Genomic DNA, 14119 nt, shown 5'->3' with positions numbered 1-14119 from the left:
TTGTGCTTTAACAAGGATATTTACACTCATGTTTAAATTTTTGCCAGGAAAGCTTGCCCTCAATGCTAGCCGTAAAGCGAATAACCGTTTGGACCATGATAACTCTCTTAATGAGAGTGTTCACCTACGGCGCTCGTCCTCAACACTGCTAGCGGCAACACTGACCGGCATAATTTTATTGACAGGTTGTCAGCAGCAGTCAGATACACAGCCTGTAGTCGATGCCAGTCAGACCAGTGATCCAGAAAACGCTCAAGACAGTGAGCTAATGGCACAAAGCGATGCGGCCGCTGCTCGTATAAAGCAGTTCCAGCCCATTTACGTCACACAGATGCAAGGGTTACAGCGCCGCTTACAAGCAGAGTATGAATCACTGGAAGTTGCTGATACCTCAGAAAATGCAGACTCGCTACTCAATACTAATATCAAGACCGATAATACTAACGATATCATTGATAGTAGTGATAAAAATGCAGCCGATCCTACTTCTTCAGTCACCGTACCTCCTAATTTGGTCGATACTACTGCTGTAGATAGTGATGCTACGGCTGATATTAATACCAGTACAGAAGTGGGTGAGCGAGATTTAACTGTCTTAAAACGTATCAGTCTTGAGCCGCGTAAACCTACTATGATGACGGAAGATCAAATAATTGACAGCTATCAGCAAGCGATGGATGCCCTTTACCAACCTGTGACGTCTCCGCTTAATGCAGAAGATATCAATACTTTAATTAATATAGCGACATTGGCGCCACAGTTGTTTGAAAGCGCAGAAATTGCTGGGAGAGTCAGTGCCAAGAGTCCAGCGCTGGCACGGTTGATAATCCAACATCAAGTTTGGGAGCAAATAGAAGCCCAGCAAGTCATTGATATGCAGCAGATGAAAATTGATCAGCAAAAAGAGTTTGAGTCGCTCATGTCTAAGTTTAACGAGACAATTGAAGGATACGATGAACAAATTGCCAAGTACGAGCAGACCTTAGAATCGTTTAAATAAATATTTCTAGTAATCAAGACAATTTCTAAGCAATAAAAAATCCCGCACAATGGCGGGATTTTTTATTGAGCAAAATTATTGCTACTTATTTACGGTCTTCAACTTTAACAAAATCGCGATGCGACTCGCCAGTGTACAACTGACGTGGACGACCGATTTTGAACGGTGCGCTGTGCATCTCTAACCAATGGCTGATCCAACCTGAAGTACGAGCCAATGCAAAGATTACGGTAAACATTGACGTTGGGATACCGATGGCTTTTAAGATGATACCAGAGTAAAAATCAACGTTTGGATACAGGTTACGCTCAACGAAGAACGGGTCTTCTAAAGCAATCTTTTCAAGCGCCATCGCCAACTCAAGCTTAGGATCGTTGATGCCAAGTGCAGCAAGTACTTCGTCACAAGTTTCTTTCATAACTTGTGCGCGTGGGTCAAAGTTTTTGTAAACACGGTGACCAAAGCCCATTAGCTTCACTTCACGGCTCTTCACTTTTTCCATGAATGCAGGTACGTTTTCAACTGAACCGATTTCGTCCAACATCTCAAGAACAGCTTCGTTCGCGCCGCCATGTGATGGACCCCAAAGGGCGGCGATACCAGCAGCGATACAGGCATAAGGGTTTGCACCAGTAGAGCCAGCCAAACGTACAGTAGACGTTGACGCGTTTTGCTCATGGTCAGCATGCAAAGTAAAGATTTTGTCCATTGCGCGAGTGATGACGTCGTTGGTTTTATAATCAACATCAGCAGGCGTCGCAAACATCATGTATAAGAAGTTTTCTGCGTAGTTAAAGTCATTACGCGGATACATGAACGGTTCGCCTTGTGAGTATTTATAACTCATTGCAGCAAGCGTTGGCATTTTAGCAATCAAACGGATAGCAGTGATTTCACGATGGTCTTCGTTACTGACGTCTAGATTTTCATGATAGAACGCTGATAACGCACCAACGACACCGACCATAATAGCCATCGGATGCGCGTCACGGCGGAAGCCTTCAAAGAACTTGCGCAATTGGTCATGAACACCCGTATGTTTACGGATTTTTTCAAAGAAATCTGCTTTTTGTTCAGCGTTCGGTAGGTCACCATGAATCAGTGCGTAAGCAACTTCTAAATACTCAGCGTTGTTTGCTAACTGATCGATAGGGTAGCCGCGGTGTAATAACTCGCCTTTGCCACCATCAATATAAGTAATCTTTGATTCAACAGGGGCTGTTACTTTAAAACCTGGGTCATAAGACCAAAAGCCTGAGTCTTGTAGAGCAGCAATATCGATAACTGGGCGCCCTAAAGTACCTTCGATGATAGGAAATTCGTACTCTTTACCATTTACGGTTAATTTGGCATTAGTGTCAGCCATAAATTGCTCTCCATTGTTTTAGCTTGTTAGAATAAAATTATTGCAGACGCATACCCTCGCGTCGTCGATTATTACAGGCGCATACCCTTGCGCCATCATCAGTTAAATGCTCAAAATACATCTAACTCGTTTAATACGCAGAGTATATTAGCAGCAATTCCCTATGATTTGAAAAGACTTTTGCTGTCAACACTGCCAATTAGTATGGTTTTGACGTGTTTATTCACTGTAATTTTTGTATCAAAATATGTCTGGTAAGCTATTTGTCTTTTAAACTGCTTCTTTATAGAAAGTAATGATTATCATTAACATTATAATATTAAAGTGTTTTTATCAATATTATAAGTTTAACGGTTTAGTCATATTAACTATAAAACAGACAGAGTATGAACAAACGACCATTTGGTTTAGATTTATGGTTCGTTAGGGGTGGGTAATACTAATGAATTAATATTGCAAATAGCCAGCTTTTTGTTAATTAATCTCTAATAACCAATATTTAGGGGATAAATTTGTAATTAGCGCCCAGTCATTTTATAATTAGAGGGATTTAACTGGCACTAGCTTTGCGCATATTGAGCGATCATCTTAATGGAATAATCAGTGAAGCTTTGCTTTACTCATATTTTGTTACGATTGGACGACCAGTTTATAGACCAAAACCTAGCTTATCGTTTGAATATTCTTGTTAACTGTTCTATTTTTAGATAGCCAACAGTGAAGTTTACCTTAATAAATTGATCGTATAGAGATGACACAATGGCGTTATCTTTTTTTGTTAATGGGAATCAGTAAAAATAGAATAGTTAATCGATTGATCCCATGCTTCGTACTTATTGTCATAACGTAAGTCGAAGGCTCGTTAATAAAAGGGTGTATCAGTTCAACGAGTCAGGTTCGACCGTCTATAATGATCGTATAAGACATATTCGCCTTTTAACTTTAGCGCAAATTAAACTACGTCAGCTAGCCCTTCCTTACTTTATTCGTCTCATGTGTTGCTCGTCGCTGTTGTATAGCATTTATACAAAGCGTTGATAGCAGATACAGGAGTATAACCGCAAAAAGGATGCCCGCTGTGAAAAGCAACCGACCTATTGATCTGCCTTTAAGCCAAGTGATTAGCGTTAATCGCTCACCGATTGCAATTGCCTCAATTTTGCATCGTATATCTGGCATTATTTTATTCTTACTTATTCCTGTCATGTTGTGGTTGTTACAGAACTCTTTGGCATCGCCTGAGAGTTTTGCAACCGTATTTGACAACGTACTCGTGCGCTTTTTGGCATGGATATTTGTTGCCGCGATCGCTTATCACTTTGTGATGGGCATCAAGCACTTATTTGCTGATATGGGCATGAACGAAGAGCTACAATCTGGACGTGCCGCTTCTAAGGTCAGTTTTGTGATCGCAGCGATTCTAATTGTCGCGTCATTTGTATGGGTGATGTTCTAATGATTAAAAACGATTCAGGAATAAAAAGTGCTACTGGTCTGACCGGCTCAGGCTCACGTGATTGGATTATCCAGCGTATCAGCGCTGTTGTTTTAGCCGTTTATAGTGTGGTGTTGCTGGGTTTCTTTTTGACCCATGGCGACGTCACTTATCTTGAGTGGTCATCATTTATGACTAGCCTGCCTATGCGTTTGTTTAGCTTAGTAGCAGTACTTGCGCTAGCAGGTCATGCTTGGGTTGGAATGTGGACAGTATTTACTGATTACATTACTACTGGCAAACTAGGCTCAAGCGCAGCAGGTTTACGTTTAGTCCTACAGTCATTGATGATTATCGCTATTTTAGTATTTCTATTTTGGGGTATCATGATTTTTTGGGGTAGTGGCTTCAGTGTTGTTGCCGTTTAACCAATAATTTATACCTTTACTATCTATAAATAATAACGGATGCACTCAGCAGCATTATTGGCTGCTGAATGACTCCAAAGCCGTCCGTTATAGCCGATAATAGTCATAGCATTGGGCAATTTCTGACTTGAGCAGTCATTTAAAGATAACTGAGTCAAATTGAAAGTAAACGAAATTAGTCCAATATAACGATAGATATGCAAATTAAGTGGTTAAAAGTTGTTTGCGTCACCGTCTTAAATAATTGTGTTCAATGGCCGAATAAATATGACATTTGGCCCTGCAATGAGATGACGCTTGATACAGCTTTTTTATTTAATTCTAAGCATTAACAGGCATTAGGAAAACCGTAATGGCAACTAGACAAGACAATACCATTAGTAATATTAAGACCCTAAACTACGATGCAGTCATCGTCGGTGGTGGCGGCTCAGGTATGCGTGCTTCACTACATTTGGCTGAAGCAGGTATGAAGGTTGCAGTCCTTACCAAAGTATTCCCAACGCGTTCGCACACGGTTGCGGCTCAGGGCGGTATCGGTGCAAGTTTGGGTAACATGAGTAACGATAACTGGCACTTTCACTTTTATGACACCGTTAAAGGGTCAGATTGGTTAGGTGATCAAGACGCTATCGAATATATGTGCCGTGAAGCGCCAAAAGTCGTCTATGAGCTTGAGCATATGGGCATGCCGTTTGACCGTAACGAAGATGGCACGATTTATCAGCGTCCGTTTGGTGGCCATACGTCTAACTATGGCGAAAAAGCCGTTCAACGTGCTTGTGCTGCTGCTGACCGTACAGGTCACGCACTGCTACATACGCTATATCAGAAAAACTTAGAGCAAGGTACTGAGTTCTTCATCGAGTGGATTGCACTTGACTTGATTAAAGATGAAGCTGGTAACATTAACGGCGTCATCGCACTTGAGCAAGAAACCGGTACTATTGCTGTATTCCAGTCACCGATTACTGTCCTAGCGACTGGTGGTGCAGGCCGTATCTTTGCAGCTTCTACTAATGCTTATATCAATACTGGTGACGGTATTGGTATGGCGGTACGTGCAGGTATTCCATTACAAGATATGGAATTCTGGCAGTTCCACCCAACGGGCGTTCATGGTGCAGGCGTACTATTGACCGAAGGTTGCCGTGGAGAGGGCGCTATCTTACGTAACAAAGATGGCGAAGCATTCATGGAGCGTTACGCGCCAACCGTAAAAGACTTGGCACCACGCGATCTCGTATCACGCTCTATGGACCAAGAAATCAAAGAAGGCCGTGGTTGTGGTCCTAATGCTGACCATATCGTGATGGATATGACGCATCTAGGTGTTGAAACCATTATGAAGCGTCTACCATCGGTATTCGAGATTGGTAAAAACTTTGCCAACGTAGATATCACTAAAGAGCCTATTCCAGTTATCCCAACCATTCATTATATGATGGGCGGTATTCCAACCACTATTCATGGTCAAGTGGTGACACCTGATTTAGAAGCAGGTACGGACGAAGAAGGTCAATACACGCAAGGCAACGTCGTTAAAGGTCTTTATGCCATCGGCGAATGTGCTTGTGTGAGTGTTCATGGTGCCAATCGTCTAGGTACGAACTCACTACTTGATCTATTGGTATTTGGCCGTGCTGCTGGTAAGCATATCGTTGATGAATTCCATCATGCTGACCATAATTACAAGCCACTTGATCCTCGTGTACTTGATTACACTATGCGTCGTTTGGACAAGCTGCAACAGTCTACTGAAGGGTACAATGCTCAAGAAGTGGCTGACGAGATTCGCAGCACCATGCAATTACATGCCAGTGTATTCCGTACTCAAGCAATGATGGACGAAGGCGTTGAGAAAATTTTAGCGCTAGGCGACAAAATCGACCAAATTCATTTGGCTGATAAATCACAAGTCTTTAATACTGCACGTATCGAAGCTTTTGAAGTTGCCAACTTGTACGAAGTGGCCAAAGCGACAATGATATCAGCGGCTATGCGCCATGAAAGCCGTGGTGCCCATAGTGTGTCTGATTATGATCGTCCAGAAGATGATGAGCATGCACCAAATGGCCGCGATGACAAAAACTGGATGAAGCATACCTTATGGTATTCTGAAGGCAATAAAATTATTTATAAGCCAGTTCGCAAAGTTCCATTGACAGTTGATTATATCGAGCCAAAAGTTCGCGTCTATTAGTCTTAGATGTTGCGCCTGATATACAGCAGCAGCGTTAATGTTTTATCCTTTATTAATTTATTAAAAAGGTGACCGCCAGCTACATGCACTTGCCAGCGCTAGCACACTATTAATCGGTATTTGATATCGTTTATCAGTACAGATTAATAGTTAGCGTCATCCTGTTGCAATCTTTGTATGCCCGCCATCACCTACGTGTGGAGTTTAGCATTATGAGCCGAGGTACTCGCACCATCGAAATCTATCGCTACGATCCTGATCTGGACGCAGCGCCACGCATGCAAACGTATACCATTGAGTTGTTAGACTCAGATCGTATGTTGCTTGACGTGTTATTACGCCTAAAAAAGGAAGACGAAACACTGACCTTCCGTCGCTCTTGCCGTGAAGGCATCTGTGGCTCTGATGGCATGAACATCAACGGCAAGAATGGTCTAGCATGTCTAATCAACATGAATACTTTGCCAGAAAAAGTAACGGTACGTCCGTTGCCTGGTCTTCCAGTTGTTCGTGATTTGGTCGTCGATATGAACCAATTCTACGAGCAATATGAAAAAGTACATCCGTACTTAATCAATGACCAACCAGCACCGCCAACAGAGCGTCTACAATCGCCTGAACAGCGTGAAAAGCTAAACGGTCTATACGAATGTATCCTATGTGCTTGCTGTTCAACCAGCTGCCCGTCATTCTGGTGGAACCCTGATAAATTCCTAGGTCCATCAGCATTACTGCATGCTTATCGCTTTGTTGCTGATAGCCGTGATGGTGATACTCAGGCACGTTTGGCTCGCCTAGACGATCCATTTAGCTTGTTCCGCTGCCGCGGTATCATGAACTGTGTGTCAGTTTGTCCAAAAGGCCTAAATCCAACCAAAGCAATTGGTCATCTACGCAATATGTTGATTGACCAAGCAGGTTAATCGTTTATAATTGCATGGTTTTTTTGCAGATATAATACGAAAAACACCACCTAATATATTAGGTGGTGTTTTTTATGATTTAGACTCTGAGAGAGTTTGGTTTTTTCTTTAGATGCAAATAAGCTGTAGCGATGAGAAAAACGACTGACGATCAAAGGTAAGGCTGTGCTAACAATACGTTGGCCGTGTGTAAGAAAACATGATATATGCACAAGCAATCTATATAATTGGCAACAGTAAAAAGCATTCATCAAGAGATATTGGCTACGTTAAATGTTAGAATAGCGCATAGTTGTACTGGTAGGATGTTGTGATGAGTAAATATCAGTTAGCGATAGTTTGTGTTACTGGTAATATACCAACAAGATATCATATCGAGACAGAATAGGGTCAATATGCAGTACCTAAGGTGAGAATAGTTATTCATTACCTAAATACCTAGTATTGAACAAACAAACTATGGCCTAAAATACAGGCGTGCTACTCTATACAGCAGTGTATGTTTGGCTGAAAAGCTGTAATATGTTAAAAATAACAAGAAATTGTAGTGAAAATTATCAGTTAAAACGTTGATAGTTTAACGATAACTTTTTACCAATAAATTGGTTATGGCTAACAGTAGTATATATAAATTAATTTTGTGAAACGAGCCGGATAAGAAAACTGGACGTTCACAAATAATTGTATTGCTAATATATATATTGCAGGCGACAGCACTTAACGTACGACAGATGACACAATAATAAGCACGATTCCATTCATTTATCTATCAAATAGACGATTATTATGAATAGTATAACTAAAGAAGCAAAAGGCTCAGGACATACAGAACTGGCCGCTGATAACGCCCAGTATATCGAAGCTCTTTATGAGCAATACCTGAATGACCCGAGTAGTGTTGATACCGAGTGGCAAACGTATTTTGCACAATACAAATCGCCAAATGATGCACCGCATAATGCTATTAAAGACCAGTTCTTATTGCTTGCCCGCAATCAGACTGCAGGCAAAAGTAGCGATCAAGCGACCAGCTCAGCGCCTAGTGCTTTAGTGGATGGTGGTAACCCAAAGAAAATGGGTGTACAGCAGCTGATTTCAGCCTATCGCCGCCGTGGTCATCGCCGTGCTAGTCTCGATCCGTTAAACCTTGAAGTACGTGCAGGAGTAGAAGATTTAACCCTCGCTTACCATAACCTTTCAGAAGCTGACCTTGATACCGTATTCCCTACCAATGATCTAAGTATCGCTAAAGATTCAGCACCTTTACGTGAAATCATTGAGATCATGGAACGTGTTTATTGCCGCCACATTGGTGTCGAATACATGCACGTAACCACCAGTGTAGAAAAACGCTGGATGGAAAAATATCTAGAAAGCAACTTAGGTCATATCAAATTTGATACAGAAAAACGTATCTCTATTCTTAAACGTCTTACAGCTGCTGAAGGCTTAGAAAAGTATTTAGCACGTAAATATACGGGTGTGAAGCGTTTCGGTCTAGAAGGTGGTGAAAGCTTTATCCCTGCTATCAATGAAATCATCCAACGTGCTGGCGGTTATGGCACCAAAGAGATGGTCATTGGTATGGCTCACCGTGGACGCCTAAACTTATTAGTCAACATCTTAGGTAAAAACCCTGCGGACTTGTTTGACGAGTTCGATGGTAAAGTACAGCCAGAAAAAGGCTCAGGTGATGTTAAATACCATAATGGTTTCTCATCTAATGTGATGACGCCAGGTGGCGAAGCTCATTTGGCTTTGGCCTTTAACCCGTCGCATCTTGAAATCGTTGCGCCAGTATTGCAAGGTTCAGTACGTGCCCGTCAGGTGCGTCGTAATGACCAACCTCTTTTAGACAATAAAGGCGGTAATTCAGTACTACCAATCGTCATTCATGGCGACGCTGCTTTTGCTGGTCAGGGCGTGGTTCAAGAAACCTTCCAGATGTCACAAACTCGTGCTTATACCACTGGTGGTACTGTACATATCGTTATCAACAACCAAGTAGGCTTTACCACTAGCCGTCAAGAAGATGTTCGTTCAACTGAATATTGTACTGACGTGGCAAAAATGGTACATGCGCCTATCTTACACGTGAACGGTGATGATCCAGAGTCAGTCGTATTCGCAGCTCAATTGGCATTAGATTATCGTCATGAGTTTGAGAAAGACATCATTATTGATCTGTTCTGCTATCGTCGTAATGGTCATAATGAAGCTGATGAACCATCAGCGACGCAGCCACTTATGTATGCTGTCATCAAAAAGTTACCAACCACTCGTACGCTTTATGCACAGCAGCTTATCAAAGAAGGCATCCTGAATGCCGATCAAGAAAAGCAGTATGAAGATGAGTATCGTGAGTCTTTAGATCGTGGTGACTATGTTGCCAACTCATTGGTCAATGAGCCGAATGAGGGCTTATTTGTAGATTGGACTCCTTATTTGGGTCATGATTTGGTCGATGAGTGGGATACCAGCGTTGATATTGAAGTCCTAAAAGGTTACGGACGCCGTATGGCCGAAATGCCAGAAGGCTACAAGCTACAACGCCAAGTTCAAAAAGTAGTCGAGCAGCGCCTAGCTATGCAAACTGGCGAAGAGCCATTAAACTGGGGTGCAGCTGAGACATTGGCTTATGCTTCATTGGTCGATAACGATAAAGTATTGGTACGTATTACTGGTGAAGATGTAGGCCGTGGTACGTTCTCACATCGTCATAGTGAAATATACAATATCAATGATGGCAGCATGTATGTGCCATTGGCTCATATGAGTGAAGATCAAGCTCGTTTTGCAACTTATAACTCATTGCTATCAGAAGAAGCAGTGCTAGCCTTTGAATATGGTTATGCAACGACTGTCCCTAACGCATTGGTCGTTTGGGAAGCGCAGTTTGGTGATTTCGTCAACGGTGCACAGGTTGTTATCGACCAATTTATCTCAAGTGGCGAAACTAAGTGGCAGCGTGTTTGTGGTCTAACGATGCTGTTACCGCATGGCTTTGAAGGTCAGGGCCCTGAGCATTCATCTGCGCGTCTTGAACGTTTCTTACAGCTATGTGCTGAAGACAATATGCAAGTTATCACGCCGACGACTCCAGCACAGATTTATCATGCACTACGTCGTCAAGCGGTACGTCCTATTCGTAAGCCGTTGATCGTTATGTCGCCGAAGAGTTTGCTACGTCATAAGTTAGCAACTTCAAATCTGGAAGAGCTTGCCAATGGTAAGTTTGAAACCGTCATTTCAGAGATGGACGATCACAACGCAGACAAAGTGACTCGTATGGTGCTATGTGGCGGCAAGGTTTATTATGACTTGCTTGAACAGCGCCGTGCACTAGGTCTAGAGCATGTAGCTATCGTTCGTATCGAACAGCTTTATCCGTTGCCAGAGCAGCGTTTGATGGCTGAGATTGAAAAATATAGCAACTTAGCTGAGATCGTATGGACGCAAGAAGAGCCGCTTAACCAAGGCGCTTGGTATTACTTAGCACCGCATATGTACCGTATTGTCGTACCGCACCCAACCAAGGCGAAAGTCATGGAGCCGGTGGCACGTCCTGCTAGTGCAGCACCTGCAACAGGTTCACCAAAGCTACACGCTCAACAGCAGCAAGCGTTAATCGCTGGCGGTCTTGGTATCAGTGTTGATGAGTTGTCTAAGTAACATATTATTGAATGCAAATGAATCAGGCGATAACAGTCAGTATGCTGTAATAAAATCTAGATAGTATTATCTAAGATCGCTATCCAAGATGGCACTGACTGTTTATCACGACTTAATAACAAATATGAATATCCAAATCTAAGGAGTATATCGATGGCTGATATCAAAGCCCCCGTTTTTCCAGAATCGGTTGCCGACGGTACAATCGTTGAGTGGCATGTTACTGAAGGTCAGCAAGTTAACCGTGATGACCTATTGGCTGAAATCGAAACTGATAAAGTCGTATTAGAAGTTGTAGCGCCTGACAACGGTGTTGTGACCAAAATCGTCAAGCAAGTTGATGATACTGTTTTGTCTGATGAGCTTATCGCTCAATTTGAAGCGGGTGCAAGCGCCAGTGCAGACACTGCTACAGAAGCACCAGCAGAGCCAGCACAAGCAGCAGATGGCGGCGAGCCAGTACAAGCAGCTGCTAAAAGCGACAGCAATGATGCGGATCATAAAGATCAAAGCCCAGCAGTTCGTAAAGCAGCGAAAGAAAGCGGCGTAGATCCTAAAGAAGTTGAAGGCAGTGGTCGTGGCGGTCGTGTGACCAAAACTGACATGGCAAACCCAACACTAAAATCTGACAGCAGCATCAAATCTGACAGCGGCCGTCCAGTTGCTGAATCAACGGGTGAGCGTACTGAAAAACGTGTTCCAATGACGCGTCTACGTAAAACAGTAGCGAATCGTCTATTGTCAGCATCACAAGATACTGCGATGCTAACGACGTTCAACGAAGTGAATATGAAGCCGTTGATGGATATGCGCGCTAAGTATAAAGACCAGTTCGAAAAACGTCATGGCGTACGTTTAGGCTTTATGTCATTGTTTGTAAAAGCAGCAACAGAAGCACTCAAACGTTTCCCAGCTGTGAACGCTTCATTAGATGGCGATGATATCGTTTATCATGGTTATTATGATATCGGTGTAGCAGTCTCTTCAGATCGTGGCTTGGTTGTTCCAGTATTACGTGATACCGATCGCATGAGCATGGCTGATGTCGAAAGCCGTATTCGTGAGCTTGGTGGCCTTGCTCAAAAAGGTAAACTTGGTCTGAATGACATGACTGGCGGTACTTTCACTATCTCAAACGGTGGTGTATTTGGCTCATTGATGTCTACACCTATTTTGAACCCACCACAAACGGCTATCCTAGGTATGCATGCTATCAATGACCGCCCAATGGCAGTTGATGGTAAAGTTGAAATCCTACCAATGATGTATCTAGCCCTATCTTATGACCATCGTATGATTGATGGTAAAGAAGCAGTACAGTTCTTAGTAACCATCAAAGAATTGGTTGAAGATCCAGCCATGCTTCTACTAGACCTATAAGCTTCTAAGCTTGTATTGGCAACCGCCGATACAAGCTTTTTAACTTTAGTCTAGACAGTGGTATTAGCTGTTTATTAATAAATAAGAGTGTTTTTCTGACATGGTGTATTGACCATTAAGCAGAAGCATACTGAGTAAAAACATCGCTTATTTATTAACGAGATAATCCTCAGTTTAAATGATATTTACAATTAGAATGATAATTAAAAATAGGAACGTACTATGAAAGACAATTATGATTTAGTCGTCATCGGCGGCGGTCCTGGTGGTTATGAAGCCGCTATCCGTGCAGGTCAGTTAGGTATGAGCGTTGCTTGTATCGAAAAACGTGTTTATAAAGGTGAGCCAGCGCTTGGCGGTACTTGCTTGAACGTTGGTTGTATCCCATCAAAAGCATTGCTTGATAGCTCACATCGCTATGAAGCGACCAAGCACGATCTTGCTGAGCATGGTATCAGCACTAGCGATGTAGCCATCGATATCGAAAAAATGATTGCTCGTAAAGAAGGCATCGTTAAGCAATTGACTGGTGGTGTTGCCGCTTTGCTAAAAGGCAATGGTGTTGATTGGCTGCAAGGCTGGGGCACATTGGTTGATGGTAAAGGCGCTGATAAAAAGGTTAAGTTCACTGCACTTGCAGATGAAAGTGAAACCACCATCACTGCAAAAAACGTTATCTTAGCAGCAGGTTCTGTTCCTATCGACATTCCTGTAGCCAAAACTGACGGCGACCGTATCGTTGACTCTACTGGTGCACTTGATTTCACCGAAGTTCCTAAGCGTTTAGGCGTTATCGGTGCTGGTGTTATCGGTCTTGAGCTTGGTTCAGTATGGCGTCGTCTAGGTGCTGAAGTTGTTGTCTATGAAGCGCTTCCAAGTTTCTTAGCAGCTGCTGACAAAGACATCGCAAAAGAAGCTGGAAAAATGCTGAAGAAGCAGGGTCTTGATATCCGTGTTGATACCAAAGTAACCAATGCTGAAGTTAAAGGCGATCAAGTTGTTGTCACTAGTGATACTAAAGGCGAGTCAAGTGAAGAAAGCTTCGACAAACTTATCGTTTGTGTAGGCCGCCGCGCATACTCTGAAAAATTACTTGGCGATGACAGTGGTATCACGTTGACTGAACGTGGTCTTATCGACGTAAACGATCAGTGTAAAACCAACCTTGATGGCGTCTATGCTATCGGTGACTTAGTCCGTGGCCCTATGCTTGCGCATAAAGCAATGGAAGAAGGCATGATGGCTGTTGAGCGTATTCATGGCGAAAAAGCTCAGGTTAATTATGATACTATCATCAACGTAATTTACACGCATCCAGAAATCGCATGGGTTGGTTTAACTGAGCAAGAAGCTGAAGCAGCTGGCTATGAAGTTAAAACGGGTTCATTCAACCTAGCAGCTAACGGCCGTGCACTTGCTCAAAGTGAAGCGGAAGGCTCTGTGAAAGTTGTTGCTGATGCCAAAACAGATCGCTTGTTAGGTATGCATGCTATCGCTGCTGGTGCTGGCGATATCGTCCATCAAGGTATGATCGCGATGGAATTTGTCTCTAGTATCGAAGATTTGCAATTGATGACATTTGCGCATCCAACTATTTCAGAAGCTGTGCATGAAGCTGCTCTGTCTGCTGATGGCCGTGCTATTCACGCCATTCAGCGCAAAAAGCGTAAGAAATAAGTAGTTAGTTTGATAAGTACTGACTTATAACCTGA

General features: G+C 42.8%; 9 protein-coding genes. 8 read left to right on the top strand and 1 reads right to left on the bottom strand.

Features of this window, described 5'->3' with window-relative positions:
- The first annotated feature begins 28 nt into the window (after positions 1-28).
- Positions 29-1000, top strand: a complete 972-nt coding sequence (locus JMW61_RS03670) for a hypothetical protein (protein WP_227687349.1) — start codon at positions 29-31, stop codon at positions 998-1000.
- Positions 1001-1085: 85 nt separating this feature from the next.
- Here the strand turns inward: JMW61_RS03670 and gltA are convergent, their stop codons facing one another.
- The gene (gene gltA / locus JMW61_RS03665; RefSeq protein WP_197215553.1) at positions 1086-2366 is read right to left on the bottom strand and encodes a citrate synthase; all 1281 of its coding nucleotides are present in this window, start codon (positions 2364-2366) and stop codon (positions 1086-1088) included.
- A 1069-nt stretch (positions 2367-3435) separates the two neighbouring features.
- On the opposite strand from gltA, the gene sdhC reads away from it, so the two are divergent.
- From sdhC to lpdA, 7 genes are all read left to right on the top strand, one after another.
- Positions 3436-3822, top strand: coding sequence for a succinate dehydrogenase, cytochrome b556 subunit (sdhC, locus tag JMW61_RS03660; RefSeq protein ID WP_194196179.1), 387 nt, complete (start codon positions 3436-3438; stop codon positions 3820-3822).
- 20 nt (positions 3823-3842) lie between these two features.
- On the top strand, positions 3843-4229 hold the full coding sequence (sdhD, locus tag JMW61_RS03655; protein WP_227686587.1) for a succinate dehydrogenase, hydrophobic membrane anchor protein: 387 nt from the start codon (positions 3843-3845) through the stop codon (positions 4227-4229).
- Between the two features lie 352 nt (positions 4230-4581).
- Entirely contained in the window at positions 4582-6432 is a 1851-nt protein-coding gene (sdhA, locus tag JMW61_RS03650; protein ID WP_110922034.1) for a succinate dehydrogenase flavoprotein subunit, read from the top strand.
- Between the two features lie 212 nt (positions 6433-6644).
- Entirely contained in the window at positions 6645-7355 is a 711-nt protein-coding gene (locus JMW61_RS03645; protein WP_055123743.1) for a succinate dehydrogenase iron-sulfur subunit, read from the top strand.
- Positions 7356-8141: 786 nt separating this feature from the next.
- Positions 8142-11027 carry a 2-oxoglutarate dehydrogenase E1 component gene (locus JMW61_RS03640; RefSeq protein WP_201549657.1) on the top strand — a complete coding sequence of 962 codons (2886 nt, stop codon included), beginning with the start codon at positions 8142-8144 and terminating at the stop codon, positions 11025-11027.
- A gap of 153 nt (positions 11028-11180) precedes the next feature.
- Entirely contained in the window at positions 11181-12407 is a 1227-nt protein-coding gene (odhB, locus tag JMW61_RS03635) for a 2-oxoglutarate dehydrogenase complex dihydrolipoyllysine-residue succinyltransferase (RefSeq protein ID WP_110922032.1), read from the top strand.
- A 222-nt stretch (positions 12408-12629) separates the two neighbouring features.
- Positions 12630-14084, top strand: coding sequence for a dihydrolipoyl dehydrogenase (gene lpdA / locus JMW61_RS03630; RefSeq protein WP_194196174.1), 1455 nt, complete (start codon positions 12630-12632; stop codon positions 14082-14084).
- The last annotated feature ends 35 nt before the right edge of the window (positions 14085-14119 follow it).

The organism is Psychrobacter fjordensis, from assembly GCF_904845995.1.
Lineage (GTDB): Bacteria > Pseudomonadota > Gammaproteobacteria > Pseudomonadales > Moraxellaceae > Psychrobacter > Psychrobacter fjordensis.
Note: the sequence above shows the minus strand (reverse complement) of the source record. Positions and strands in the feature narration are given on the sequence as shown.

What these genes read in the sequence shown, in the direction of transcription:
- JMW61_RS03670 (WP_227687349.1), top strand. Translation starts at nt 29, where the DNA reads ATGTTTAAATTTTTGCCAGGAAAGCTTGCCCTCAATGCTAGCCGTAAA.
- gltA (WP_197215553.1), bottom strand. Translation starts at nt 2,366, where the DNA reads ATGGCTGACACTAATGCCAAATTAACCGTAAATGGTAAAGAGTACGAA.
- sdhC (WP_194196179.1), top strand. Translation starts at nt 3,436, where the DNA reads ATGCCCGCTGTGAAAAGCAACCGACCTATTGATCTGCCTTTAAGCCAA.
- sdhA (WP_110922034.1), top strand. Translation starts at nt 4,582, where the DNA reads ATGGCAACTAGACAAGACAATACCATTAGTAATATTAAGACCCTAAAC.
- JMW61_RS03645 (WP_055123743.1), top strand. Translation starts at nt 6,645, where the DNA reads ATGAGCCGAGGTACTCGCACCATCGAAATCTATCGCTACGATCCTGAT.
- JMW61_RS03640 (WP_201549657.1), top strand. Translation starts at nt 8,142, where the DNA reads ATGAATAGTATAACTAAAGAAGCAAAAGGCTCAGGACATACAGAACTG.
- odhB (WP_110922032.1), top strand. Translation starts at nt 11,181, where the DNA reads ATGGCTGATATCAAAGCCCCCGTTTTTCCAGAATCGGTTGCCGACGGT.
- lpdA (WP_194196174.1), top strand. Translation starts at nt 12,630, where the DNA reads ATGAAAGACAATTATGATTTAGTCGTCATCGGCGGCGGTCCTGGTGGT.